Origin of the sequence: Sphingomonas sp. PAMC 26617 (assembly GCF_000242835.1) — a bacterium.
In the GTDB taxonomy this organism is placed as follows: Bacteria; Pseudomonadota; Alphaproteobacteria; order Sphingomonadales; family Sphingomonadaceae; genus Sphingomonas.
On record NZ_JH594425.1, the window covers coordinates 2113145 to 2138232 of the forward strand.

The window sequence follows — 25088 nt, forward strand, 5'->3', positions numbered from 1 at the left end:
CGCGGGTCGGACCAAGAGGGACAGCGTCATGCCGGGCCACGCCCGGCATGACGCCAACGTTGTCGGGTTACGCCTCCGGGAAATCCGCCCCGAGGCTCGCATCGCGATGCCGCTCGATCTCGGCGAGCCGTGCCTTCAGCTTGTCGACCACCGCGTCATAGCCCCACTTGCCCAGCACCAGATGGCGCGGTGGATTGGGATCGACCGTCAGTGCGATCATCGCCTCGCCCGCGCGGACGGGGTCGCCTGCCTGTTTGCCGCTGCCGCTCCGGGTGTCGGCAAGCCGCTTGCCCGCGGTATCGGCATAATCCGCGATCCGGCTTTCGGTCTGCTGGAGCGAACGGCCGGCCCAATCGGTGCGGAACGGCCCCGGCTCGACGCAGGTAACGTCGATCCCCAGCGGCTGGACCTCGGCGAGCAGCGCATCCGAAAAGCCTTCGACCGCATGTTTGGACGCGGCATAATAGCCCGATCCCATGAAGCCGACGAGCCCGGCGACCGAGGTGATGTTGATGATATGCCCGCTCTTCTGCTCGCGCATCTGCGGGAGCACCGCACGCGTCATCGCGAACAGGCCGAAGGTGTTGGCATCGAACTGCTTGCGGATTTCGGCGTCGACACCTTCCTCGATCGTGCTCTGATAGCCATAGCCGGCATTGTTGACGAGCACATCGATCCGCCCGAACTTCTCGATCGCGGCCTTGGTGACGGACTCGATCTGGTCCTGCTCGGTCACGTCAAGCGCAAGCGCGAGGACCCGGTCCGGCGCTGCATGCGCGAGATCGGCAACGCGCGCGGCATCGCGCGCGGTGGCAATCAGCCGCCAGCCGCGATCGATGATCAACTGTGCGAGATCGCGGCCGAAACCGGTCGAGCAACCCGTGATCAGCCAGACGGGGGAGGGGGAGAAGGTCATGCGGCATACTTTCGCTTACGGGGGTCGGTCGACACAACGACCCATTCCCCGGGGAGTTCACCGCATTTCTCGGGAGCGGTCCGACACCCGGGGCGTTGAGCGCGCGATGCCCGGCTGGAATGCCGGCACAGGAGACAGATGATGCGGACGATCACAGTAGGCTCACCAATGGACCTCGACCAGTTGACGCTGGGCGAAAGCGCGGACCCCGGCCAGCCCGGCGCGGGCGAGATCCGTGTCGCGCTCCACGGCAGCTCGCTCAATTACCACGACCTCGGCGTCGTCACCGGGCGTATGGGCGAGGCCTCGGGCCGGATTCCGCTGGCCGATGGTGCCGGGCTGGTCGAGGCGGTCGGCACGGGCGTCACCGAATTCGCGGTCGGCGACATGGTCTTGTCGTGCTTCTTCCCCGACTGGCAGGACGGCACCCCGACGATCGGCGATTTCGGCCGCACCCCCGGCGACGGGATCGACGGCTTCGCGCGCGAGGCGGTGGTGCTCCCGGCGACCGCCTTCACGCACGCCCCCAAGGGCTATGACGCGGTCGAGGCGGCGACGATCACCACCGCCGGGCTGACCGCATGGCGCGCGCTGGTGGTCGACGGCAAGCTCAAGGCTGGCGACACCGTGCTGTTGCTCGGCACCGGCGGGGTGTCGATCTGGGCGCTGCAGATCGCCAAGATGATGGGCGCGGTGCTCGCGATCACCTCATCGTCCGACGCCAAGCTCGAGCGCGCGAAGGCGCTGGGTGCGGACTTCTGCGTCAATTACCGCACGACCCCGGCATGGGGCGCGGTGATCAAGGACTGGGCTGGCGGTCGTGGCGTCGACCATGTCGTCGAGGTCGGTGGCCCGGGAACGCTCGCGCAGTCGATCGAGGCAGTGCGCGTCGGCGGGCATATCTCACTGATCGGCGTGCTGACGGGTGGCGCGGGCGAGGTACCGACCGCGGCGCTGATGTCGAAGCAGGCGCGGCTCCAGGGGCTGATCGTCGGCAGCCGCCGCGAGCAGCAGGAGTTCGTCCGCGCGCTCGAGGCAGGCGGGATCAAGCCCGTCGTCGATCGTCGCTTCCCGCTGGAGCAGCTTGCCGACGCGTTCCGCTACGAAACCGGGGGCGAGCATTTCGGCAAGATCGGGATCGAATGGTAAGCGCGGGCTGAGGCTGCGAGCCGCGCGTCGCGAGCGGTTTTCTCCGCCTGAGCCGGGGAAGCCGGTCGCGGCGGGCGCGCGCGGGCGGCATCCCGACCACCCGGCGTCACCCTGAACGCGTTTCAGGGTCCACCGCGCCGCAAGTCGGCTCCATGCCTGCGGAGCGATAGATGCTGAAACACGTTCAGCATGACGGAAGATGCGGGGTTGGAGCGGGGCGACCCCTCATAACAGCGTACCTTCGCACAGCCGGGCTTTATCCCTTCGCCTGCATCGCGCGCCAGTGCCGCAAGCCTTCCTCGCGCACGATCTGCGCGATATTGGCGGGGGTCAGGTCCTGGCGCGCGGTGTGCGGGAACAGCACGGTGGTGACGTCGCCGCCGATGCTTTCCATCCGCTCGATCACGCGGCGACATGTTCCCGCGCCGCTCCGCGCGACGCACAGTTCGCGCCCCAGCGCACGGTGCAACGCAAGCGACCCCTCGCCGAGCTTTTCGTACGGGCCGGTATCCGCGACGATCACCGGGATCGTTCGCCCGCGCGCGATCACCACGCCGAAATCGCCGACGCCCACGCCGGTCAGCTTGGTGAACCGCCCCTGTTCGGCGCGCGGGCCCTCCCACGGGATGACGACATAGGGAATCGTGTCCGCATCAACCGGGATTTCGCCACCCTTGCCGTTCGGCAGCATCAGCGAGGTCGGGCACTGGTCCATCGCGCCGTGATCGGGGCTGCACGCAAAGGGCGATCCGTCGAGATCGACCGCGAGCTTCGCGACATAGGCGACCGCACCGCCCGGCAGACGGCGCAGCGCCGTGACCGCATTGGGGTCGTCACGGCAGCCGTGGACGGCACGGCCGTGGAAACGGTCGGCGTGGTCGCAGACGCCGAACTCCTGGCGATAGGCTTCGTCGATGGGGTGTCCGGCGGGCAACGCGACGTCCGCAGGCCATGGTGTCTGTGTTGCCTGACTGGGCGCGGCCATCCCGGCGCAGATCAGGGCGAGGGCGGAATACAATCGCTTCATGGTCACGACGTCGCCTTCGCGCGCGGGTCGGTCGCCCCTTCCAGCCGCGCGTCATAGGTCAGGATCGCGTGGGGCACGATCGGGACCGAGGCGTATGGCAGCGATTTGTGGAGCGTCAGCGCCCAACGATCCAGCCAACCATCGCCGTTCGGACCGACATAGGTGTCGGGGATCGCATAGGCCGGGTCGCGCATCGCGGTATCGAGCGGGACGACGCGCAGATGCTGCGCGCGCAGGATTGCGGCGAGCTTGTCGATGCTCGCGGCATTGAGTCGGCTCGCGTGAAGCAGGAAGACGAACGCCGGCTCGCGGCCCAGCAGCGCTTGCCCGGCTTTCTGGTACCAGGGGACGATCCGCGCGGTGAAATCGAGATACGCCTGCTGGATCCGCCGCGCCTCGATAGGATCGCCCCGCGCGATCGCGTCGTCATAGGGGGCGGCGAAGCGCCAGTCCGAATTTTCCATCGTCACCGGGGCGACGCGATAGCCATGCGTCCCGAGCCATCCTTCGAACCGCTGCCGCGTCGCCAGCGTCAGGCCGGTCTCGAGATAGGGATAGCGATACCAGCGTTCGCGCTTTCCGCGTCCGGCAAGCAGCGTGGACGTCTCCTGCGCGCCGTGCGCGACGTCCGCGATATAGGCCTCGACCGGCACCGCGTTGAGCGAGAGATGCGAATAGCTGTGGTTGCCCAGGTCCATTCCCGCATCGAGCCAGCGTTCGAGCAGACGGACACGCTGCGTGCGATCCGGCGCGGCAAGCTGGCGTTCGTTGACGAAGCCGGTTGCCACGTAATGCTGGCGTTTGAGTCCTGCGAGCAACGCCTCGGTGACGACCGTGCCATCCGCGGCCGACGTCATCCTGCCGAAAACGGGCAGGTCATCGAACGTCAGCGCCACGGTTCCCGCCGTGGCGGGCACTGCGGCGGCGACCAGCCCGGCGGTCGCGGCGATCCGGAGCGCCGTCCGCAGGAAACCGAATTTTGCGGACATGGAAGCGTCTTTCTCCGCATCAGCGGCGGGCAGGGCAATTCCGGGGGCCTGTTGCTGCAGGCCCCCGGAACCCGGGACGACCGCCAGAGCGCCGTCCGTGCGGCGTTGGTCGCCTAGCGCTGCGCCGGAGTGCCCTGCTGCGCTGCCGCGGCCTTGGCTTTCTTGCTGTAATGGTGATGCGCGATCGCGCAGCCGGCTGCGGCCCCGGCAAGGGCATGATGGCCCGCATAATGGCCAGCGACGCCGCCCGCGACTGCGCCACGGATACAGCCCTTTGCGGACGCCGGTGCATCGAACGCGACCGTGCCGCCGGCGAGGGCGAGGACGGCGAATGCGGGAGCAAAAATCTTGTACATGAAATCCCTCAACGACAATGAAGGCTGACCCTGCATCCGACGGCATGACGCGAGGGCATCACGCGCATGAAATCGCTGTCATGCCCATGATTCAAGACGTCAGATCTTCGCGGAGTAGATCATCCGTCCCGCGCCGAGCCGCGCGAACACTTGGTCGAGATCGCCTTCGCTGACCGCGAAGCAGCCCTGGCTACGGCCGAGCTGGCCGTGCGTCTTGACCATGTCGGGGTCGGCATACCATGCCGAATGCACCACCAGCGCGCGCTGCAAGGCGCGGTAGTTGGTTTCGTCGAGCCCCATCAGTCGCTGCGAGCGACCGTGTTTGCCGACGTAATAATCCCCCGTGACGAAGGCGCCCTCGCTCGACGCGTTCGAACCTTCGCTGTTGGAGAAGCGCTGGAGGTAGCCGGTGTGCGACGGATCGCTGCCGCTGCCGTGCGTGACGAGCAGCGTCGTCGCCATGCTGTTCGCCATGTCGACCATGTAGAAGCGCGGCTGCGACGAGGGCAGCGAGAAATCGGCGATCGCGATCCGGTCATGCCGCGGAATCGACGACCCGTGCTGCTGGAGCGCGGCGAGTGCCTTGCGGAGCAGTTCGGGGCGAACGACACGGCTCGAAGCGAGCGGCTGGATCGTCGCGGGGGCCGGGCCACGCGCGAAAACGGGGGCCTGCGCGCGGGCAGGAACGATCGTGGAAGCGCCGAGCAGCGCCAGGGCAGAGCCGCCAAAGGCGCGGCGCGAAAGCATAAGTGGTTGATCTTGCACGGTTTGGAACATGTCCCTCAACGTCTGTTGATGATCTTGTAGCATAAAATGGGTATCAGTGTCTTAACCGCGACCGTTCGATCCGGCCGAAACGGGGGTTCCATCCCGACTCCTGGGCAGTTCGTCGCAAAGCGGCACAGAACGACCGAGGAGTGACCGGAAAGCACGAGAATCGCAGACGGTCTCAGTCGTCCGCCTCGGCCGGCGCCCACAATCGGTGCGCGTCAATCCGCAGTTTCGCGACCGCGCGCGCGGCACGCGCGCGGGCTTCCGCCTCGATTTTCTCGGCATCGCGGAGCTGACGCTGGGCGTAGAGCAGGGCAGACAGGTCGACCCCACCGAGCTTGCGGCCATCCTCTAGCTTCGCCATCGCCGCCCGCGCCGCCGTCACCGCGCGCTGCGCGGACTCGAGCAGCGCATAGCCGGTGCGCGCCTGCACCAGATCGGTATCCGCGGTCGCAAGGATCTCCCGCCGGACGCGCGCGAGTGCCTGGTCCGCCGCGCCCGCTTCGCCGATCGCCTGGTCGACCGCAGGTTTGCGGAAGCGTCCGCCGAACGGAACCACGCCGACCACGCCGACCCCGACCTCGAGTCCGCCCCGCTCGCTGAATGCGCGCCCGCCGACCGACGGATCGGCATGCCGTTCGAGCCGGGCGCGTTCGGCAAGCGCGTGATATTGCTGCGCAGTCGCCTCGGCCGCGCGGATCTCATGGCTGTCGCCGAGGATATCGTCGCGCCAGCCCGCGAGCTGCGCCGGCGTCGCGTGGATCGGCTGCGGCGTCGGTATCTCGGTCGGCAGGTCGAGCGTCGGATAGGATGCACGCAGCATCGCCGCCGCCGCCGCCTCGGCGCCGCTCGCGTCGGCGAGTTCGCTCCGCGCGGTCTCGAGTTCGAGCGTCGCGCGGTCCGCGTCGAGGCGGCTCGCGTCCTTGTAGCGGACCTGCAACGCGATCCCGGCGGAAATGCGCTGCTGCACGTCGATCGCGCGCTGCGCGATCGCCACGCGTTCGTGTGCGGCGAGCCAGTCGAACCATTGGCCCGACAGCGTCAGCGCCGCCTGATGCCGCGCGTCCGCGAACATGTTGCGCGCCGCCTTGATCTCATACCCGCCCACCGCGCGATCGAGCGAGGCCTTGCCGGGGAGGCGGAACGGCTTGAGCACGGTGACGTCGAATTCGTTGTACGTCGTCTCGTTGGTCACGCGGCGGCGGACATAGGAGCCGGTCGCGGTGAATTCGTGCGGGCCTGCGCTCAGCACGCCGGCATGGCCGCGCGCAGCGTCGACACGGGCCGCCGCCTCGCGGACCGAAGGGCTGTTGTCGAGCGCGTCCGACACCGCCGCCAGCGGGGGCAGTGCGGCGTCGGCTGGGTCGATCACCTGCGTCGGCATCGCGGGCGCGGCGGTCTGGGCGAGCGCAGGCGTCGCGACGCACAGCAGCAAGGCGAAGCGCAGGGTCATGACTGCGCCGCCACGTCGATCGCATGCCAGACGGTGCCGTCCTCGACGACGTCACGGACTGCATCGAGCGCCGAATCGTCTCCGAGAAAACGCAGCGCGGTCCGTTTCCGGCGACCCGTCACGCGTTCGCGGACGCTGGCGTCCTTGAGGCTCTCGGGCGCGATCTCGATCGGCTGGAGCGTGATCCACGTGTCGATCCCGTGGTCGCGGAGCGCGTCCACCAGCGCATCGGCGTCGTCCGGCGCACACAGGATCTCGATCAGCAAGGTCATGCTTTCGCCTCCCCGAAGCGTTCGTACAGGATCGGCAACAGGATCAGCGTCAGCAAGGTCGAGGTGATCAGCCCGCCGATCACGACGATCGCGAGCGGCCGCTGGATCTCCGACCCCGGCCCAGTTGCGAAAAGCACGGGGACGAGCCCGATCGCGGTGATCGTCGCGGTCATCAGCACCGGGCGCAACCGCCGCTCCGCGCCGTCGCGGACCGCATCGTGAAGATCGCGCCCGTCGTCGCGCAGGTCGCGGATGTGCGAGACCATCACCAGCCCGTTGAGCACCGCGATCCCGAGCAAGGCGATGAAGCCGACCGAGGCGGGTACCGACAGATAGCTGCCGGTGATGAGCAAAGCGACGATTCCACCGACCATCGCGAACGGAATGTTGGCGAGGATCAACAGCGACGCGCGCAGCGACCGCAGCGTCAGGAACAGCACCAGCAGGATGAGCGCGAGCGCGATCGGGATGACGATCATCAGCCGCTGCGATGCGCGCCGCTGGTTCTCGAACTGTCCGCCCCAGACGAAGTGATAGCCGCCCGGCAGCTTGACCTGCTGCTGCGCCTTCTGTTGCACTTCCTGGACAAAGCCGACCAGATCGCGCCCGGTCACCGATGCCTGCACCAGCGCATAGCGTTGCCCGTCCTCATGCGTGATCAGCACGGGTCCGTCCTTGCGCGAGACGTGCGCGAGGTCGCTGACATGCGCGAGCGTACCGGTGGGCGAACGGACCAGCAGGTCCTCGAACGCGGTCGGGTTCTGGCGGATGTCGTCGTTGCCGCGGATCGTGATCGGCACGCGCTGCTGCCCGATCCGCGCGACGCCCGCATCGAGCCCCTCGAGCTGCGCGCGCAACGCGTCCTGCACGTCCGACACCGGGATCCCGGCGTTGCCAGCCGCCAGCCGGTCGATCCCGAGCTCGAGATAATTGACGTGATCCTCGGCGAGCGTCTGGACGTCGGTCGCGCCTTTGGTCGCCTGCAGCAGCGCCTTCATCTTGCCGGCGATCGCCGCGAGTTGTTCATTGTCGGTCCCGAAGATCTTGAGCGCGAGGTCGCCGCGCGACCCGGTCAGCATCTCGGACACGCGCATCTCGATCGGCTGGGTGAAGCTCGGTTCGATCCCGGGCAGCCCCGCCATCGCGCCACGCATCTGCGTGACGAGCCACTCCTTGTCGCCCTTGCGCCAGTCGCCGCGGGGTTTCAGCGTGACGTAGCTGTCGGTCTCGTTGAGCCCCATCGGATCAAGCCCGATCTGGTCCGAGCCGGTGCGCGAGACGATGTTGGTGACCTCGGGCACCGCCGCCATCACCGCGCGCTGCGCCGCCATGTCGTCGGCGAGGCTGTGGTCGAGGCCGATCGAGGGCAGCTTGGTGAGCTGCATCACGACCGAACCCTCGTCGAGCGTCGGCATGAAGGTCTTGCCGACCATCAGATACGCCGCGACCGCGACCGCGAGCAACACCGCCGCGCCGATCCCGACGATCGCCTTGTGTCCGAACGCCGCGTCGAGCGCCTTGGTGTACGCCGGACGGACGCGGCGCATCACCCAGGGTTCATGGTCGGCATCCGAATGCGCCTTGAGCCCATAGGAGCCGAGCACCGGCACCAGCGTCAGCGCGACCAGCAGCGACCCGACCAGTGCGAACACGATCGTCAGCGCGACGGGCGAGAACAGCTTGCCCTCGAGCCCCTGCAGCGACAGCAGCGGCAGGAACACCAGCGCGATGATCACGATCCCCGCGCTGACCGGGGCGATCACCTCGCCGACCGCGACGAAGATGCGGTTGAGGCGGCGTTCGGGGGGCAGGTCCGGGTCGGCCAGCCGCTCGACGATATTTTCGACCACCACGACCGAGCCATCGACCAGCAGCCCGATCGCGATCGCCAGCCCGCCGAGGCTCATCAGGTTCGCGGTCACGCCGAACCCGCGCATCAGCATGAAGGTGATCAGCGTCGCGAGCGGGAGCGTCACCGCGACGATCAACGCGGCGCGCCAGTCGCCGAGGAAGATCAGCAACAGCACCAGCACGATCACGGTCGCTTCGAGCAGCGCCTCCTGCACGGTCGATACCGCGCTGTGGATCAGCTCGGAGCGATCGTAGAACACCTTGAGCCGCGTGCCCTTGGGGAGCGTGACGCCCGCGAGCTTGGTCCGTACGGCCTCCACGACCCGGCTCGCATCCGCGCCCTTCAACGCGATGACGATCCCCTCGACCGCTTCGCTCTTGCCCGCCTGCGTCACTGCGCCGTAGCGGGTCAGGCTCCCGGTCACGACCTGCGCGACATCGCCGACGCGGGTGATGCCGGTCGGGCCCGACTTGACGACGATCTGCGCGATGTCCTCGGGCGCCTCGACCGCGCCGGTCGCACGGACGATCAGTGCTTCCTCGCCTTCGCTCAGGCGGCCCGCGCCGTCGTTGCGGTTGTTCTTGTCGATCGCGTCCTTGAGGTCGGAGATCGTGATCCCCGCTGCCGCCAGCGCATTCGCGTCGGGCTTGATCTCGAAACTCTCCGCGAGGCCGCCAAGCGAATTGACGTCGGCGACGCCCGGTACGGTGCGCAAGGCGGGGCGGATCGTCCAGTCGAGCAGCGTCCGCTTCTCGGTCAGTGACAGCGGCCCCTCGATCGTGAACATGTAGACGTCGCTGAGCGGCGTCGAAATCGGCGCGAGCCCGCCGGTGACGCCGGGGGGCAGGTCCGCCATCACGCCGGTCAGCCGTTCCGCCACCTGCTGGCGCGCCCAATAGATGTCGGTGCCTTCCTGGAAATCGATCGTGACGTCGGCGATCGCATATTTCGCGGTCGAACGGAGCGTCGCCTGTTTCGGGATGCCGAGCATCTCGGTCTCGATCGGCGTTACGACGCGGGTCTCGACCTCCTCCGGCGTCATCCCGGGGGCCTTCAGGATCATCTTGACCTGGGTCGACGAAATGTCGGGATAGGCGTCGATCGGGAGCGAACGATACGCCATCACGCCGAGCGCGACGAGGATCGCCGCGAGCGCGATGACCGCAAGCCGCGCCGACAGCGCCCAGGCAACCAGCGATCGCAGCATCAGCGCTTGGTCACCAGCGACTTGAGTTCGGTGACGCCGGTGGTGGCGACCGTCTCGCCGCGGTCGAGACCGCTTGCGATGACGGCGCGCTGCGCGTTCCGCCCGGCGATCCGCACCTCGCGCGGCACATAGCCGCGCGGCGTTACGACGAACACGAACCAGCGGCCCTTGTAGCTGGTGAGCGCGCCCGCGGGCACCTGCACCGCGCCCGCCGGGGGCGACGCGAGGACGGTCGCCGACAGCGCGCGGCCGAGCACGATCCCGGGGCCGCCGGGGATGGTCGCGCCGATCGACAGCGACCGGGTCGCGGGGTCGACCGTGGTGCCGACCGCGACGATCTTGCCCGAGACGTTGGGTGCGACCGCGATCCGCATGCCCGTGCGGACCTGCCCGGCATAGCGTTCGGGTAATTGTGCCGTCAGCGCATATTGGCCGGACGCGTCGATCACGAACGGCGCGGCCATCCCGTCGAGCGTCCCGCCCGCCTGGATCGCCATGCTGCTGACCGTCCCGGCGATCGGTGCGCGGAGCGTGTAGGTTCCCGAGCGCCCGTCCGCGCCGCCGAGCGCGAGGATCCGGGCATTTTCGGTCGCGACGGTGCGCGCTTCATAGGCGGCCGATTTTGCTTCCTCGGAGCGCGCCTCGGCGATGACGCCCGCGCGCGCCAGCGCTGCGGTGCGCGCGGCGGTCGATCCGGCGAGTTGCGCGCGGGCGCGGGCACGCGCGAGCTCGGCGCCGGTCTGGAGGACCTCGCGGCTCATCACCACCGCAAGCGGCTGGCCCGCGCGGACCTTCTGGCCCTGGATGACGTAGATCTGGCGGACGATTCCCGCGAACGGGGCGGCGACCGCGCGCCGCGCACCCAGTGGTGGCTGGACCGTCGCGGGGACGATCGCGACCGGCATGTCGGCAGCCGGTTCGGCCCGTGCCGTACGGATCGCGAGCGCCTTGGTCTGCTGCGGCGACAAATGGACCACCGGCACCGTCGCGGCGCAGGATACCAGCGCAGTGCCGATCAGCCCGGTCATGCGCAGGTGGCATCGGCGCAGGCCAAGAAACGGTTCGAATCTGGAAATCATCGGAATCCTGTCTCCCGCACCAACCCGCGGAATTGCGCCCCCCTATCCCTATCCCCCGGCGCGGTCGCGTTAATTGGCGTCAACATAATGAACCAGAGTTCATGGTTCGATGCGTCCCGTCGCCGTGGCGGGGGCGGCGGCGATGGACCTCCGCAATCTAGCAACATTTCATTACACGTCTTGTAAATGTCTTCTCGCGCTGTATCTGCACGTGCAGTTAATGAGGACGAAGACAGATGGCGGTGTTCAACGTCGAGGATTGCGCGGCAAGCCGTGCGCCGGGGCGGCTGTTGCGGCGGCTCGACAAGACGATGTCGGCCTATGTCGAATCGCGGATCGCCGGGCGCGAGTTGACCTATCAGCAATGGGTCGCGCTCAAGGTCGTGCGGGACGGGATGGTCGGCAATGCGGGCGAACTTGCGCGCGAGCTCGGGCTCACCACGGGCGCGACGACCCGGCTGATCGACGTGCTCGAGACGCGCGGCCTGATGGTGCGCGACCGTAGCGGGGAGGATCGCCGCGTCGTGCGATTGGTGACGACCGAACGCGGCGCCGCGACCGTCGAAAAATTGCAAGGCAACGTCGTTTCGGCCTGGAACGAGGTGATGGCCGAATTCAGCCAGACCGACGCACAGGCCTTCGTCGACATGCTCGCGCGCGTGCTTGCCGTTGCCGAACGCGTGGCGGGCGATGCCCCGCTTGCGGAGGTGGTGCAGTGATCCGCCCGATCGGCCTCGTATCGCTCGCAGCGGTCTTGTTGTCGTCCTGCGCGGCGGTCCCGCACGATCCACCACAGGTCGCGCAGGTGCAGCCGACGACGCTTGGTCTGAGCAATGCGAGCACGCCGATCGCGGCGGACTGGTGGACCGCGTTCAAGGATCCGCAGCTCGATACGCTGGTGACGATGGGCCTTGCCGCCAATCCATCGCTCGATCGTGCGCTCGCGCGGGTGCGGATGGCGCAGGCCACGCTCGGGGTACGGCGCGGCGACCAGTTGCCGCAGGTGACGCTCGACGGCCAGTCGACGTATCAGCGCTTCCCGGACCGCTCGCTTTATCCGCCGCCTTTTGCGGGCAACGCCTATCCAACCACATCGGTGCAGGCGAACCTCAACTGGAACCTCGACCTGTTCGGCCGCCAGCGCGCGCTGGTCGCGGGTGCCCGCGCCGATGTGGCGGCAGCGGCGCTCGATGCGGCGGCGGCGCGGCTGATGGTATCGACCTCGATCGCGCAGGCCTATGTCGGGCTCGCGCGCGCGGACCAGCTGATCCGCGTCGCGGACAGCTTCGTTGCGACGCGGCGGCAGGCGCTTGGCTTCGTCAACTCGCGGATCCGCAACAAGCTCGCCAGCCAGTTCGAGCTCCGCCAGGCCGAGACGCTGCTCGCCGAAGCTGACCAGGCGCGCACCCGCGCCGTCGCGCAGCGCGAGTTGCTCGTCCACGCGATCGCAGCGCTGGTCGGGCGGGGCGCGGATTTCTACCCGCAGATCGCGAGCCCCCGGCTTGCGTTCGATACCCCGCCGGTGGTGCCCGCGATGCTCCCGGCCGATCTGCTCGGGCGACGTCCCGATCTGCTCGCCGGGCAGGCGCGGATCGATTCCGCCGCGGCAGGCCGCAAGGTCGCGCGCGCGGACTTCCTCCCCAACGTCAGCATCCAGGCGCTCGCGGGCTTTGCCGCGCTCGGGCTCGGCAGCTTCTTCGATCTCGGCGCGCGGACCTATGGCGCGGGCCCCGCGATCCACGTGCCGATCTTCGAGGGGGGCAAGCTCAAGGCGCAATATCGTGGCGCGACCGCGGCGCTCGACGAGGCGGTCGCCGCCTATGACGATGCGGTGCTCGGCGCGGTGCGGGATTCGGCGGATGCGCTGACGCAGGTCCGCTCGACCGACCAGGATACGCTCGCGCAACGCCGCGTCGTTGCGGGGCTGCGCGAGACGGTGCGGCTCGATCAGGTCCGTGTCTCGACCGGGCTTGGCTCGCAGCTCGACAGCATCGACGCGGGCTTCCGCCTGCTCGAGGCGGAACAGGCGCTGGTCGGGCTCCAGTCCGATGCGCTGACCCGCCGAATCCAGCTCATCGCCGCGCTTGGCGGCGGTTTCGATTCTTCCTCCCCGCCGCCTGCAGCGGCCCTTGCGGACAGCGCATCATGAACGACCAGACACCTACCGACTGGAAGCGCGAAGCGGAAACCGCCGAGCGCGTCGATCCTGTCGTCGGCCCCGAGCCGATCGCCGCCGAACCGGCCCCCACGCCTTTCGACCCCGCGATCAAGCGCCGGTCGCGGATCCGCCGTATCGGGTTCCTCATCCTCGCGCTGGTCGTGCTGATCGGGTTGATCCTGTACGGCATCAGCGTCTTTACCGCGCCCGCGACCGAGGAAACCGACGACGCCTATGTCGCGGGCAACGTTGTCTCGGTGACGGCGCGCGACGGCGGGACCGTCCTCGCGCTCCATGCGGACAACACCCAGTCGGTCAAGCGCGGCCAGCCGTTGATCGACCTCGATCCCGCGTCGGTCGGCGTCCAGATGGACGCCGCGCAGGCCGCGCTCGGCCGTGCGGTCCGCGCAGTCCGCTCGACGCACGCGCAGGTCGACGAGGCCGGCGCGGAGATCGCGCAGGCGCAGGCCGACCTGTCGCGCGCGCAGAACGACTACACCCGCCGCCAGGGCGCGGCGCGTGATGGCGCGATCTCGGGCGAGGAACTGTCGCACGCGTCCGACGCGATCACCACCGCGCGCGCCGCCGTCGCGCTCGCCCGCGCCCGTCAGGCGCAGGCCGCGAGCACGGTCGCCGGCACCGACATCGCGAACAACCCGCAGGTCCTCGCCGCGATCGCCGACGTCCGCCGCGCCGCGATCGACGGCAGCCACATGAAGATCGTCGCGCCGGTCGCCGGCATCGTCGCCCAGCGCACCGTCCAGCTCGGCCAGCGGGTCGCCGCAGGGACTCCGCTGATGGCGGTGGTGCCGCTCGACAGCCTGTGGATCGACGCCAACTTCCGCGAGACGCAGCTCCAGCATCTGCGCGTCGGGCAGCCGGTGACGATCACCGCCGATGTCTATGGCAAGGCCGTCACCTTCCACGGCAAGGTGCTCGGGCTCGGGGCAGGGAGCGGCAACGCCTTCTCGCTGCTTCCGCCGCAGAACGCCTCGGGCAACTGGATCAAGATCGTCCAGCGCGTCCCCGTGCGGATCGCGCTCGATCCCGCCGAACTGCGCGCGCATCCGCTGCGGATCGGGCTGTCGGTCAATGCGATCGTCTCGACCACCAACCTGTCCGGCCCGATGGTCGCCGGCAGCACCGCGCCTGCGGGCGGCGTGCAGCAGAGCCTCGACGGCGGTCCTGAAGTCGATGCGATGGTCCGTAAGATCATCGCCCAAAACCTCGGACGCGATCGGTGAGCGCGTCCGCCGGCGCGGGGGCGGCCCCGCTTCGCGGCGCGACGCTCGCGGTCACCTCGATCGCGCTGGCGCTCGGCACGTTCATGCAGGTGCTCGACGGGACGATCGCCAACGTCTCGCTCCCGACGATCGCGGGCAACCTCGGCGTCTCGACCGATAACGGGACCTGGGTCATAACGTCGTTCGCGGTCGCCAATGGGGTGACTGTCCCGCTGACCGGGTGGCTGATGCAACGCTTCGGCGTGGTGCGGACCTTTACCGTGTCGGTGGTGCTGTTCACGATCGCATCGCTGCTGTGCGGCCTCGCGTGGGACCTGTCGTCGCTGATCGGCTTCCGCATCCTGCAGGGCGCGGTGTCGGGGCCGATGATCCCGGGCAGCCAAGCGCTGCTGATCGCGATCTTCCCTGCGCACAAACGCGGCACCGCGCTCAGCATCTGGTCGATGACGACGCTTACCGCGCCGGTGCTCGGGCCGGTGCTAGGCGGCTATATCTCGGACAATTATCACTGGGGCTGGATCTTTCTGATCAACGTCCCCGTCGGCATCGCCTGCGCGTTCGTCTCATGGCGGTCGCTCGCGAGCCGCGAGACCCCGACGCGCAAATTGCCGATCGATACGGTCGGGCTGATCCTGCTCGCCTTCTGGGTGTTCAGCCTGCAGACGATGCTCGATCTCGGCAAGGATCGCGACTGGTTCAACAACCCGCTGATCGTGATCCTGCTGATCTGCGCGCTGGTCGGGTTCGTCGCGTGGCTGATCTGGGAGATCACCGACGGCAACCCCGCGGTCGACCTCAGCCTGTTCCGCCGTCGCAACTTCGCGTTCGGGACGCTGGCTTTGTGCCTTGGGTATGCGTTGTTTTTCGCGAACAACCTGCTGCTCCCGCTGTGGCTGCAGGAGCAGATGGGGTATACCGCCACCTGGGCGGGGTTCGTCGCTGCGCCGAGCGGGATCGTCGCGGTGATCGCGACGCCGTTCGTCGGGCGGCTCAAGATCGATCCGCGCTGGCTGACGACGATGGCGTTCCTCGCCTTTGCCGGGTCGTATTTCCTGCGGTCGCAATACACACCCGATGCGAGTTTCTGGACGCTGATGTTCCCGCTGCTGTTGCAGGGGCTTGCGATGAGCATGTTCTTCGTGCCGCTCGTCACCATCTCGTTCGATGGTATCCCGGGCGAGCGGGTGCCCTCGGCAAGCGGCATCTCGAACTTCGCGCGCATCACCGCGGGCAGTTTCGCGGCGTCGATCATCACCACGACCTGGGATCGCCGCGAGGCGCTCCACCAGACGCGGCTGACTGAAGTGGGCAACGACTATTCGCCGATCTATCGCCACGCGATCGAGCAGTTGCAGGCGGCGGGGATGACGCAGCAGCAGGCGGCCGGCTCGGTGATGCGACAGGTCGTCAACCAATCGTATCTGCTGTCGTCGCTCGAACTGTTCTGGATCTGTGGATGGATGGCGGTCGTGATGATCGGCGTCATCTGGCTGACGCGGCGTCCTGCGCCGAGTGACCTGGTGGTGGCTGCGGACTGAGATCAGGACGCGCTCCCGCGCCTCTAGTCATCCCCGCGGCTGATGGCGAAGGGCGATCAGCCGCCGGGACGCAAGGCAGGGGGGCGGTGTTCGTCAGAACCCGTCCCCCGAACGCCTTTTACAGCTGGTGCGCGCGCAGCATCCAAAGCTGCTTGTCGATGTCATGGGCGACTTCCTGCAGCATGTTCGACGTTACCGGATCGGTTTCCTCGGTCGCCTTGATCCGCGCATAGATACGATCGTTCTCGGTCTTGAACGCGACCGTCAGCATCTTCAGCCCCTCGGCGTCCTTGGTTTCGGCAAAGGGCAGCTCGGGCAGCTGTGCGTTCGCCGCGACCGCGGACGGACGGCCGTCCACCGCGACGCCCAGCGCACGGTTCCGCTCGGCGACCGTGTCGATATAGCCCGCGACGGTCTTGTAGAAGTCGCCGAGCATCTCGTGCGTTGAATAGAAGGTCGGTCCGGTGACGTTCCAGTGGAGCTGCTGGATGTTCTGCTGCAGCCCGATCAGCTCGTACAACGTCGCCTGCAACGCCTGCTGCGTCGGACGCGCCCTGTCGGCGGGGAGCGGAACCTGCCGCGGGGCCACTGCCGAGCGATAGATCGACAGGTCCTGCGCGGAGGCGGGCGCGTGCGCGACGAGCGTGGCGAGCAGGATGGCGGCACTGGTTTTCACGAATTGCATACAGGTTCCTCATACTCCGGGAAGGCCCCCAGAACCGTGGAGAAAGCCGCCAAGTTCCGGCCGATCCGGGTTAAATAACCGCCATAAAATGAACTGCATTTCACAGTCCCGATGGGCTTGCCTGTGCTAGGCTCAACCTCACGCAATTCATTTCCGTCCGTTTCGAGTACCCTAACCGTGGCGCGCATTTTATTGATCGAGGACGACGACGGGACCGCGCAGGAGATCCTGCTCGGTCTGTCGCGCGCGGGCTATGTCGCGACGCGTGCGGCGACGGGGGCGGACGGGCTCGCCGCGATCCGCAGCGGGGACAACGACCTCGTCATCGTCGACCGGCAATTGCCCGATAGCGAGGGGCTCGATTTGATCGCGACGATGCGGGGGGAAGGGATCCGTACCCCCGCGCTCGTGCTCAGCGCGATGGGGAGCCTTGACGATCGCGTCCGCGGGCTGCGCGCGGGCGGCGACGATTACCTCCCCAAGCCGTTCGCGCTGATCGAACTGCTCGCGCGGATCGAGGCGTTGCTCCGCCGCCCGGTCGAGGGGCGCGAGACGCGGCTGTTCGCGGGCCCGATCGATATCGACCTGCTGGCCGGCACGGCGATGCGCAACGGGCGCGATCTCGAACTGCTCCCGCGCGAATTGCTGCTGCTCGAATATCTGATCCGGCGGCCCGGCCGGGTCGTCACGCGGATGATGCTGCTGCAGGACGTGTGGGGCTATAATTTCGACCCGCGCAGCAATGTCGTCGACGTCCACATGAGCCGCCTCCGCCGGAAGGTCGATGGCGAAGGGGACCTGCCGCTGATACGCAACGTGCGCGGGGAAGGGTATCGCTTCGATGCCCCTGCGTGAGCGCGGTGCCAAAGTGATCGGACGCGGAACGTTGCTGCGCTGGGGGGTTGCGATCGCGCTTCTGCTCGCGGTTCAGTCGGTCGCGATGGCGGCGCTGTTCTGGGTGTCGGCGCGCGAGGGGCATCGCGGCGAGCTGGACGAGGCGCTGCTCCACGATTGCACCGCGTTCGCCGCACTCGCGCCGCCCGCGCGCGGGATGGAACTGCACCGTCAGCTCGAGCTCGATATCCACCGGGATCGCTTCCTCGCGATCGCGGATGCGCGGGGACACGTGCTGTACGGCAACATCGCGGTGCTGCCGACGGGGATCGCGATCAACGGCATCGGCACTGCGACCGTCACGCCAACGACGCTGCCGGGCAAGACCAGCGACGTCGCGCGGGGGCGGCTATGCAAATTGCCGGGGGGGCAAGTGCTGTTCAGCGGGATCGACCTCGACGACAGCGAGCAAGCGCTGCGGATCGTCGAACGGACGTTGCTGTTCGCGTTTCTGCCCGGGTTGGTGATCGCAGTGCTGGGGGGCTGGTACGTGGCGCGGCGTGCGGGGCGGCAGCTCGATGCGGTCCGCGTGCTGTCCGAACAGATCACCCGTGGTGAGCTCAACCGCCGCCTGCCGGTCGCCGAACATCCCGACAGTTTCGGGCAGTTGTGCGCGCAAATCAACGCGATGCTCGACCGGATCGAGACGCTGGTCGGCGAAGTCCGCGGGATCGGCGACGATATCGCGCACCAGTTGCGTACCCCGCTCACCCGGCTCCGCGCACGGGTCGAGCGCGAGATGGAGGATGCGGTCTCGCGCGACGATTTCGCGCGCGCGGGTACGGCGACGTTGACGGATGTCGACCAGGCGCTCGCGATCGTCGCGGCGTTGCTGCGGATCCACGAGATCGAACATCGCGCAAAATGCGCGGGGTTCACCCGGGTCGACCTCGGCGCGCTGGTGCGCGACGTCGGGGAACTCTACGCACCGGTGGCGGAGGATAGCGGCCGGACGCTCGCGATTGCGATCGACGGCGACGCGGCGGTCTCGGCGGACCGCGACCTCCTTGGGGAGGCGCTCTCGAACCTGATCGACAATGCGGTGAAGTTCGGTCCGCCCGGCGGCACCGTCACGCTGTCGTTCACGGTGGATGGCACCGCCGCAACGATCACGGTGGCGGACGAGGGTGCGGGGATCGCCCCCGCCGACCGCGAGCGCGTGTTCCAGCGCTTCTTCCGCGCGCGGGGCCTGCAGAACGTCCCCGGCACCGGTCTAGGGCTGAGTCTGGTACGCGCGATTGCTGATCTCCACGGCTTCGTGCTCGCGTTGTCGGACCGTGGCAGCGCGGTGTCGATCACGGTTCCGCTCGATCGCGGCTGATCCGATTGGGATCGGCGGATGGGACCCTATATCGACGGGATGGCATCGTATCAGATCGACCTGTTCGCCGCGCCCTTGCTCCCGGGAGTGTCGTCCGCAGAGGATTTTCTGTCGCAGGCCGAGGAGCAGGCACTGATCGCGACGATCGACTCTGCCGCGCTGACGCCGTTCCGCTTCCAGCAATGGCTGGGCAAGCGGCTGACCGCGTCGTTCGGCTGGCACTACGATTTTGAGCGCGGCACTTTCGCCCCGACCGATCCGATCCCCGAGGCGTTGCTCCCGGTTCGCGCGCGGGCAGCGGCGTTTGCGGGGCTGGCACCCGAGGCGCTCGTCCAGGCGCTGCTGATTCGCTACGACCCGGGGGCGGGGATCGGCTGGCATCGCGACCGGCCGCTGTTCGAGCATGTCATCGGCCTATCGCTGGGCGCGCCCGCGACGATGCGGTTCCGGCTGCGAGATGGCGAGCGGGCTGGTCGCGCGCTTTACCGTCGCGTGGCACAGCCGTTGGCACCGCGCGGGATCTATCATCTGGCGGGCGCGGCACGGTGGGACTGGGAGCACAGCATCGCCCCGATCGACGCATCGCGCTGGTCGGTGACGTTCCGCAGTTTGTCGGTGCGCGGGCGGCCGGTGGCGGGATGACGGAACGCTACCCCCGCGCCGCGCGCCAACGCTGCACCGACCGCACGCCGCCGACGAGCCGAGCGAGAACGAGCTCCTCAATGCCGGCATAGCCAAGCCCGAGATGATCCGGCCGTACCCCCGCCGCATCGCCCAGCTTGAGCCCGCCGGTCCGCAACCCCGCACGTCCGATCCGCGCCCAGCGGCGCGCGGTTTCCCAGCGGATCAGCTTGGCGCTTTCCTTGTCCGGACGATGCGTGGCGAGAAAATCCTCCTGCAACCGCACCAGCGCCGTGCCGACGCGCTCGAGCGTCGGGCGATCCGGGACGGGGGCGTGCGCAGTGACATGCGCGACGATCAACCCGGCGGTCCCGGCCGCATCGTCCCCGAACAACGGAGCATAGGCTTCCGCGAGCACGCGTGTCGCGCTGTCGCGCATCGCGGTCGCCTGGCGTTGCGACGCGCCACCGGGATGGCGGCGATAGGTCAGCAGTTCCGCATCGAGCCGCGCGATCCCGCCGAACGCATTGATGCGGTGGTAGAGGTCGAAATCCTCGGCATATTGCAGCTCGGGCCGGTTGAACGGATCGAGCCGTCGCGCGGCGTCGCCGCGCAGCATCACCGAGGACCAGACCAACGGGTTCTCGATCCGGAGCAGCCACTGGATCAGCGCCGGCGTCGAGACGGGCGCGAGCGCGGAGGGCAGGATCGCGCCCTCGTACAGCACATTGGCGGCGGTACCCACCAATACCATCGCGGGGTTCGCCTCGAGAAAGCCGATCTGCCGCGCAAACCGTTCGGGATGGCACAGATCATCCTGGTCGAGCGCCGCGATATACCGCCCGCGCGCGAGCGAAAGCGCGGCGTTGCGCGTCAGCACGACGCCGCGATTCTGTTCGGCGCGGATCAGCCGGATCCGCGGGTCATCGACCGCGGCGACGATGGCCGCGGTGTCGTCCCGCGAGCAATCGTCGATCACGATCACCTCGAAATCGCGCATCGTCTGCGCCTGCAGCGACGCGAGCGTGTCGCGGACGAGCGCGCCGCCATTATAGGTCGGGATCAGGACACTGACGAGCGGGTCGCTCATGCGACCGCACGCTCCGCGTCGCCCAGCACCTGCTCGACGATCATCGCGCCGACGTCGTTCTGCCACTGCCACAGCCCGTTCGCCTGTCCCGAGAAGCTCGCTTCGCCGCCGAGCCGCCCCCAGGGGACGAACCCCGCCGCTAGCCCGATCCCGTACAGGCCCGGGATCGCGCTGCCTCCGGCATCCACGATCCGGCAATGTCGGTCGACCATCGCGCGACCGTCGTGCGCGGCCAGATCAATGGCGCTGCCGTCGCCGTCGCGGACGTCGAGCGCGCGCGGGCGATAGCCGAGCGCGGCGATCACCAGATCGGCTTCCGGCAGCTTCGTGCGCGCGACGGGGTCGTCCTCGCCCCGGACTTGATGCGCCATCACGCGCGGATCGGGGGTGCGTCCATCGACGCGCAGCATCCGCAGCACGAGATCGCGCGCCTCGAGCCGGAAGCCCGCGAGACGGTAGACGAAGCCGCTGACCGGGCAGATGTCGTCCGGCCCGAAATCGGTGAACCCCTCCGCCTGCGCTGCCTCGGGGGTGGGGTAGAAGGGCCGCAGCGGGCGGCGATGCAGCAGGGTGATCCCGCCCGCGCCGAACGGGATCGCGGCGGTCTTCAGCAATAGGACGATCGTTGCGAGCGCACTGGTCGATCCGCCGATCACGACGATCTTGGGGTCGCGCTTGCGCGACAGCAGGTCGATGATCCGCGCGGGACCGCCAAGCGCCAGCGCTTCGTCTGACTGGATCAGCCGGTCGCCGACCTCGCCGACGAGCGACACCCCGCCGACGCGTTGCGCGGCGAGCCGGTCGAGCGGCTGGTGACCGCCGGTCGCGATCACGACCGCCTGCGACAGCTGATCAAATTCGTGCCCGTCGGCGATCCGGCGCATCCGGCTCGACCACAATCCGCCGCCGGTGCGGGTGGTGCGCAGCACCTCATGTCCCGTCAGCACGCTGCCGCCATGCTGTCCGACCAGAGCGTGCAACCGCTCCCCGGTCGCGCGGACGAACGGCCCGGCTTCCGTCAACGGCACGCCCAGCGCGCCGATATGCCGCGCGACCGTACGTCCCGCCGGATGCTCCGCGAGTGCCGCGATTTCGGGGTGGGGATTGTCCTTCACCGCGCTCAGGAACGTCTCGGCGGTGCTGTCCGACGTGATTGCGTAGCGCCCGATCCGTCCCTCGCCGAGCGTGTCGCCGCGTTCGGCGATGACGAGCCCCGATGCGGCCAGTTCGGGCAACCGTCCGCGCTTGCTCGCCGCAGTCAGCAACGCGGTCCCCGCGGGGCCGCCGCCGACCACCAGCAGCGAGGCGATCGGATTGGCGCGCGGGCGTGCCGGGACGCGATCTTCCGCCGCAAGCACGCGGTTGACGCGTTCGGCGATCACCGCGACGTCCTCGGGGGTCATCGCGTCGGTGACGGGGAGCGACAGGGACCGTGCACCGATCGAATCCGCGACCGGGGTCGGCAGGATCGTGGCGCACCGCTGGAACAGCGGCTGCTCGCCCAGATGCGGACTGAAATAGCGCCCGACGCCAACCCCCGCCGCCTCGATCGCGGCGGCAATCGCGTCGCGGCGGGGCGTGAGATGCTCGGGCAGCAGTACCGGCATGAACTGGCTCGCGCGTCTGCGACCGACCGCCTGCTGGAAATCGAACCCGACGAGCTGTGCGCGATAGGTCGCTTCCAGCCGTGCGCGCCGGTCGCACAGATCGTCGATCTCGCCCAGCTTGGCGCGCGCCATCACCGCGATCACCTCGGGCAGCTTTGCGTTCAGGCCGGACAGGGTCGCGCTGCGGCCGCTCTCGAATCCGAAATTCGCCATCGCGCGCAGCCGCTCGATCAATCGCGTGTCGCCCGAATGGATCACTCCACCCTCGGCGACCGCGAAGGTCTTGGTCGCGTGCATCGAATAGACCACCGCGAACGGCGCATCCGCGCCAAAGCCGGCACCGCTCTCGTCGGTCGTGCCGAGCGAGGCGGCCGCGTCGATCACCACGCCGACCCCGGTCTGCCGCTGCAGCCACGCATAGCGGTCGAGGTCGATCGCGGTGCCGAAGGTGGCATAGGGGAGGAGCACCGCGATCCGGTCGCCGTGTTCGGCGAGCAGGCGTTCCTCTTCCGCCGCGCTGGCGGTCCAGTCGGCGGGGTCGATATCGCAGATCAGCGGGGTCAGCCCGGCCCACAGGGCTGCCTGCGCCGTCGCGGCGAAGGTCAGCGCGGGCATCAGCGCATAGCGTGCCTCGGGCCGCTCGCCGACCGCCTCGCGCAGCGCGATCATCAGCCCGAGCGTGGCATTGGCAACCGCGAGGGTCGCACCGCGCCCGCCGAACAGCTGCGCGGTCGTCTCCGCCTCGAACGCGCGCACTTCGGGGCCGTTGTTGCTGTACACCCCAGATGTCTCGACGCGTTGCAACGCCGCGAATTGCTCGCTGAGGCGCGGGGGGTTGGGGGCAATCAGGGGATAACGCTGCATGGGGAAGGGACGCCTGACTCGGGATACTCCCGCGCCTTGTGCTCTACCGGCCCCTAAAAAGGCGTTACGCCCCCGATATTACCTCTCGCTATCCTTCGCGTGCCACCGCGAACCCGGCGAACGACTGGTTGACCGGCATCAGCTCGAGCGTGTTGATGTTGAGGTGGCGGGGCTGTTCCGCGACCCACAGCATCGTCGCCGCAATGTCCTCGGCGGTCATCGGGGTGACGCCCGCGTACAGGGTGTCCGACGCGGCCTTGTCGCCCCCGGTGCGGACGGTGGTGAATTCGGTCTCGACCATGCCGGGTTCGATCGAGGTGACGCGCACGCCCTTGCCGTGGAGATCGGCGCGCAGGCCGAGGCTGAACTGGCGGACAAAGGCCTTGGTCCCGCCGTAGACGTTGCCGCCCGCGTACGGATAGGTCGCCGCGACCGACGAGAGGTTGATGATCGCCCCCTTGCGCGCGACGATTCCCGGCAACAGCAACCGGGTGACCTTCACCAGCGCGGTGACGTTGGTATCGATCATCGTCTGCCAGTCGTCGAGCTTCGCTTCAGGGGCGGGCGACGTGCCGAGCGCGAGCCCGGCGTTGTTGATCAGCAGGTCGATGTCGGCGAAACCGGCGGGCAAGCCGGCGATCGCGCTTTCCAGCGCGGCGCGGTCGCGGATGTCGAACGCGAGCGTGTGGACCGTGTCCGCGCCGAGCGCCTCGGTCAGCGCATCGAGCCGGTCGGTGCGACGCCCGGTGGTGACGACGCGCCAACCGGCGGCGGCGAACGCGTGGACGGCGGCTGCACCGATCCCGGCAGTGCCGCCGGTGATGAATGCGGTACGCTTGGTTTCGGTCATGCAAGGAGTCCAGTCGCGGTTGACCGCGCCGGTCGCGGTGGGGCTGCTGTTCGTGCCGGGTCCGGCAGATAGGCAGTCGGGATTTGCGGCGCAAGGTTCGCAGCGGCGGGGTGGACTCGGCGGGCGCGTTCGTTTTCCGGCCCCACCAAAGTCCGTCGAAGCCCCGGCGGCGACCGGCGACTAGGATGCCGGCGAGCCCTGTCCCGCCTGGCGCACGACCGCCAGGAATCGGCTGACGATCAGCGGCGGCGCTTCGGCATGGACCAGCCACATCGCGGACGTCGCGCGATCATCGAGCAGCGGGATATAGACGAGCCCCGAGGATTGCAGTGCGGAGAGCGACTCCGCGATGATCGTGATGCCGATTCCCGCCGCCACCAGCCCCAGCAGGGTAGAGACCTCACGGACGCCTTGCGCGACCCGCGGCTCGACCCCGGCGGCCCGCATCAGCAGGAACAGCGCTTCGGTGAAACCGCCGCTGCGGTCGTTCGCATAGACCACCAGCGAATGGGATCCGAGATCGGACAGGTGCAATCCGGCACGGCTCGCAAGGACATGATCCGGCCGGGTTGCGACGAGGAGGCGTTCCTCGAGAATGAGCGTCGCGGTCAACCCGGCAGGGACGGCGGGGCGCTGCGGGCTGCGCATGAAGCCGAGGTCGAGCTGGCCCTCGCCGATGGCGGGGATCTGCGACGTTCCAGCGACTTCGGTCAGCGACAGCCGGACATCGGGACAGGCCTGTCGGAACGCATATAGCGCGGTTGCCACCTGCGGGATGAACGGGGCGGAGGCGTTGAACCCGATCCGCAGGTCGCCGAGTTCGCCACGCGCCGCGCGCCGCGCGATCAGGACGGCACGGTCCGCTTCCTCGAGCGTGCGCTGCGCTGCTTCCAGGAACAATGCGCCCGCGGGCGTCAGCGCGACCCGGCGACTGGTCCGTTCGAGCAGAAGGACGCCGAGTTCCTCCTCGAGCAACCGGATCTGTTGGCTCAGCGGGGGCTGCGAGATTCCAAGATGCGCCGCCGCGCGAGCGAAATGCAGATCGGTGGCGACCTGCACGAAATACCGAAGATGCCGCAATTCCATAATCGATAGCTTTTACGTCTCAATCATGTGGGAAACAATATTAGACAAGCCAGCAACAC

At 68.5% G+C, this 25088-nt stretch carries 22 protein-coding genes; 8 read left to right on the forward strand and 14 right to left on the reverse strand.

Annotated elements, in window-relative coordinates; translation table 11 throughout:
* Positions 1-67: 67 nt before the first annotated feature.
* On the reverse strand, positions 68-916 hold the full coding sequence (locus RH91_RS09315; RefSeq protein ID WP_010162434.1) for an oxidoreductase: 849 nt from the start codon (positions 914-916) through the stop codon (positions 68-70).
* A gap of 141 nt (positions 917-1057) precedes the next feature.
* Between RH91_RS09315 and RH91_RS09320 the strand changes: the two genes are divergently transcribed.
* Positions 1058-2065: a zinc-dependent alcohol dehydrogenase family protein gene (locus RH91_RS09320; RefSeq protein WP_029623740.1), complete on the forward strand. Its 1008-nt coding sequence runs from the start codon at positions 1058-1060 to the stop codon at positions 2063-2065.
* Positions 2066-2321: 256 nt separating this feature from the next.
* Here the strand turns inward: RH91_RS09320 and RH91_RS09325 are convergent, their stop codons facing one another.
* The 8 genes from RH91_RS09325 to RH91_RS09360 all read right to left on the reverse strand — a co-directional run bounded on the left by RH91_RS09325 (position 2322) and on the right by RH91_RS09360 (position 11020).
* Complete coding sequence (locus tag RH91_RS09325) at positions 2322-3092, reverse strand: glycoside hydrolase family 75 protein (protein ID WP_232283458.1); 771 nt, start codon at positions 3090-3092, stop codon at positions 2322-2324.
* A 2-nt stretch (positions 3093-3094) separates the two neighbouring features.
* A complete protein-coding gene (locus RH91_RS09330) occupies positions 3095-4081 on the reverse strand; it encodes a polysaccharide deacetylase family protein (protein WP_010162437.1) in 987 nt (328 codons plus the stop codon).
* Positions 4082-4194: 113 nt separating this feature from the next.
* Complete coding sequence (locus RH91_RS09335; RefSeq protein WP_010162438.1) at positions 4195-4437, reverse strand: hypothetical protein; 243 nt, start codon at positions 4435-4437, stop codon at positions 4195-4197.
* Positions 4438-4536: 99 nt separating this feature from the next.
* Positions 4537-5184 carry a murein L,D-transpeptidase catalytic domain family protein gene (locus RH91_RS09340; protein WP_010162439.1) on the reverse strand — a complete coding sequence of 216 codons (648 nt, stop codon included), beginning with the start codon at positions 5182-5184 and terminating at the stop codon, positions 4537-4539.
* Between the two features lie 202 nt (positions 5185-5386).
* The gene (locus tag RH91_RS09345) at positions 5387-6661 is read right to left on the reverse strand and encodes a TolC family protein (RefSeq protein ID WP_010162440.1); all 1275 of its coding nucleotides are present in this window, start codon (positions 6659-6661) and stop codon (positions 5387-5389) included.
* The gene (locus tag RH91_RS09350) at positions 6658-6933 is read right to left on the reverse strand and encodes a hypothetical protein (protein WP_010162441.1); all 276 of its coding nucleotides are present in this window, start codon (positions 6931-6933) and stop codon (positions 6658-6660) included. Before RH91_RS09350 ends, RH91_RS09345 begins: the two co-directional genes overlap by 4 nt.
* A complete protein-coding gene (locus RH91_RS09355; protein WP_010162443.1) occupies positions 6930-9992 on the reverse strand; it encodes an efflux RND transporter permease subunit in 3063 nt (1020 codons plus the stop codon). Before RH91_RS09355 ends, RH91_RS09350 begins: the two co-directional genes overlap by 4 nt.
* A complete protein-coding gene (locus RH91_RS09360) occupies positions 9992-11020 on the reverse strand; it encodes an efflux RND transporter periplasmic adaptor subunit (RefSeq protein WP_010162444.1) in 1029 nt (342 codons plus the stop codon). The genes RH91_RS09355 and RH91_RS09360 overlap by 1 nt, the downstream gene beginning before the upstream one ends.
* 287 nt (positions 11021-11307) lie before the next feature.
* Between RH91_RS09360 and RH91_RS09365 the strand changes: the two genes are divergently transcribed.
* From RH91_RS09365 to RH91_RS09380, 4 genes are read left to right on the forward strand one after another with little or no spacing between them, the layout of a single operon-like run.
* Positions 11308-11790 carry a MarR family winged helix-turn-helix transcriptional regulator gene (locus tag RH91_RS09365; RefSeq protein WP_010162445.1) on the forward strand — a complete coding sequence of 161 codons (483 nt, stop codon included), beginning with the start codon at positions 11308-11310 and terminating at the stop codon, positions 11788-11790.
* A complete protein-coding gene (locus tag RH91_RS09370) occupies positions 11787-13220 on the forward strand; it encodes an efflux transporter outer membrane subunit (protein WP_010162446.1) in 1434 nt (477 codons plus the stop codon). Before RH91_RS09365 ends, RH91_RS09370 begins: the two co-directional genes overlap by 4 nt.
* Complete coding sequence (locus RH91_RS09375; RefSeq protein WP_010162447.1) at positions 13217-14473, forward strand: HlyD family efflux transporter periplasmic adaptor subunit; 1257 nt, start codon at positions 13217-13219, stop codon at positions 14471-14473. Before RH91_RS09370 ends, RH91_RS09375 begins: the two co-directional genes overlap by 4 nt.
* Positions 14470-16011 (forward strand): DHA2 family efflux MFS transporter permease subunit, encoded by a 1542-nt coding sequence (locus tag RH91_RS09380; protein WP_010162448.1) that lies wholly within the window; start codon positions 14470-14472, stop codon positions 16009-16011. The genes RH91_RS09375 and RH91_RS09380 overlap by 4 nt, the downstream gene beginning before the upstream one ends.
* Before the next feature lie 118 nt (positions 16012-16129).
* Here RH91_RS09380 and RH91_RS09385 read toward each other — a convergent pair whose 3' ends face one another.
* Complete coding sequence (locus tag RH91_RS09385) at positions 16130-16696, reverse strand: Dps family protein (protein WP_010162449.1); 567 nt, start codon at positions 16694-16696, stop codon at positions 16130-16132.
* Positions 16697-16873: 177 nt separating this feature from the next.
* Between RH91_RS09385 and RH91_RS09390 the strand changes: the two genes are divergently transcribed.
* The 3 genes from RH91_RS09390 to RH91_RS09400 are packed head-to-tail and all read left to right on the forward strand — an operon-like array spanning position 16874 to position 19553.
* Positions 16874-17551 (forward strand): response regulator transcription factor, encoded by a 678-nt coding sequence (locus RH91_RS09390; RefSeq protein ID WP_010162450.1) that lies wholly within the window; start codon positions 16874-16876, stop codon positions 17549-17551.
* A gap of 13 nt (positions 17552-17564) precedes the next feature.
* Complete coding sequence (locus tag RH91_RS09395) at positions 17565-18911, forward strand: sensor histidine kinase (protein ID WP_232283459.1); 1347 nt, start codon at positions 17565-17567, stop codon at positions 18909-18911.
* Positions 18912-18929: 18 nt separating this feature from the next.
* Positions 18930-19553, forward strand: a complete 624-nt coding sequence (locus RH91_RS09400; RefSeq protein ID WP_010162453.1) for an alpha-ketoglutarate-dependent dioxygenase AlkB — start codon at positions 18930-18932, stop codon at positions 19551-19553.
* 7 nt (positions 19554-19560) lie between these two features.
* Here RH91_RS09400 and RH91_RS09405 read toward each other — a convergent pair whose 3' ends face one another.
* From RH91_RS09405 to RH91_RS09420, 4 genes are all read right to left on the reverse strand, one after another.
* Complete coding sequence (locus RH91_RS09405; protein ID WP_010162454.1) at positions 19561-20622, reverse strand: glycosyltransferase family 2 protein; 1062 nt, start codon at positions 20620-20622, stop codon at positions 19561-19563.
* Positions 20619-23093 carry a DegT/DnrJ/EryC1/StrS family aminotransferase gene (locus RH91_RS09410; protein ID WP_010162455.1) on the reverse strand — a complete coding sequence of 825 codons (2475 nt, stop codon included), beginning with the start codon at positions 23091-23093 and terminating at the stop codon, positions 20619-20621. The genes RH91_RS09405 and RH91_RS09410 overlap by 4 nt, the downstream gene beginning before the upstream one ends.
* A gap of 88 nt (positions 23094-23181) precedes the next feature.
* Positions 23182-23943 carry an SDR family NAD(P)-dependent oxidoreductase gene (locus RH91_RS09415; protein WP_010162456.1) on the reverse strand — a complete coding sequence of 254 codons (762 nt, stop codon included), beginning with the start codon at positions 23941-23943 and terminating at the stop codon, positions 23182-23184.
* A 180-nt stretch (positions 23944-24123) separates the two neighbouring features.
* Positions 24124-25029: a LysR substrate-binding domain-containing protein gene (locus RH91_RS09420; RefSeq protein ID WP_010162457.1), complete on the reverse strand. Its 906-nt coding sequence runs from the start codon at positions 25027-25029 to the stop codon at positions 24124-24126.
* Between the last annotated feature and the right edge of the window lie 59 nt (positions 25030-25088).

What these genes read in the sequence shown, in the direction of transcription:
- RH91_RS09315 (WP_010162434.1), bottom strand. Translation starts at nt 916, where the DNA reads ATGACCTTCTCCCCCTCCCCCGTCTGGCTGATCACGGGTTGCTCGACC.
- RH91_RS09320 (WP_029623740.1), top strand. Translation starts at nt 1,058, where the DNA reads ATGCGGACGATCACAGTAGGCTCACCAATGGACCTCGACCAGTTGACG.
- RH91_RS09325 (WP_232283458.1), bottom strand. Translation starts at nt 3,092, where the DNA reads ATGAAGCGATTGTATTCCGCCCTCGCCCTGATCTGCGCCGGGATGGCC.
- RH91_RS09330 (WP_010162437.1), bottom strand. Translation starts at nt 4,081, where the DNA reads ATGTCCGCAAAATTCGGTTTCCTGCGGACGGCGCTCCGGATCGCCGCG.
- RH91_RS09335 (WP_010162438.1), bottom strand. Translation starts at nt 4,437, where the DNA reads ATGTACAAGATTTTTGCTCCCGCATTCGCCGTCCTCGCCCTCGCCGGC.
- RH91_RS09340 (WP_010162439.1), bottom strand. Translation starts at nt 5,184, where the DNA reads ATGCTTTCGCGCCGCGCCTTTGGCGGCTCTGCCCTGGCGCTGCTCGGC.
- RH91_RS09345 (WP_010162440.1), bottom strand. Translation starts at nt 6,661, where the DNA reads ATGACCCTGCGCTTCGCCTTGCTGCTGTGCGTCGCGACGCCTGCGCTC.
- RH91_RS09350 (WP_010162441.1), bottom strand. Translation starts at nt 6,933, where the DNA reads ATGACCTTGCTGATCGAGATCCTGTGTGCGCCGGACGACGCCGATGCG.
- RH91_RS09355 (WP_010162443.1), bottom strand. Translation starts at nt 9,992, where the DNA reads ATGCTGCGATCGCTGGTTGCCTGGGCGCTGTCGGCGCGGCTTGCGGTC.
- RH91_RS09360 (WP_010162444.1), bottom strand. Translation starts at nt 11,020, where the DNA reads ATGACCGGGCTGATCGGCACTGCGCTGGTATCCTGCGCCGCGACGGTG.
- RH91_RS09365 (WP_010162445.1), top strand. Translation starts at nt 11,308, where the DNA reads ATGGCGGTGTTCAACGTCGAGGATTGCGCGGCAAGCCGTGCGCCGGGG.
- RH91_RS09375 (WP_010162447.1), top strand. Translation starts at nt 13,217, where the DNA reads ATGAACGACCAGACACCTACCGACTGGAAGCGCGAAGCGGAAACCGCC.
- RH91_RS09385 (WP_010162449.1), bottom strand. Translation starts at nt 16,696, where the DNA reads ATGCAATTCGTGAAAACCAGTGCCGCCATCCTGCTCGCCACGCTCGTC.
- RH91_RS09400 (WP_010162453.1), top strand. Translation starts at nt 18,930, where the DNA reads ATGGGACCCTATATCGACGGGATGGCATCGTATCAGATCGACCTGTTC.
- RH91_RS09405 (WP_010162454.1), bottom strand. Translation starts at nt 20,622, where the DNA reads ATGAGCGACCCGCTCGTCAGTGTCCTGATCCCGACCTATAATGGCGGC.
- RH91_RS09410 (WP_010162455.1), bottom strand. Translation starts at nt 23,093, where the DNA reads ATGCAGCGTTATCCCCTGATTGCCCCCAACCCCCCGCGCCTCAGCGAG.
- RH91_RS09415 (WP_010162456.1), bottom strand. Translation starts at nt 23,943, where the DNA reads ATGACCGAAACCAAGCGTACCGCATTCATCACCGGCGGCACTGCCGGG.
- RH91_RS09420 (WP_010162457.1), bottom strand. Translation starts at nt 25,029, where the DNA reads ATGGAATTGCGGCATCTTCGGTATTTCGTGCAGGTCGCCACCGATCTG.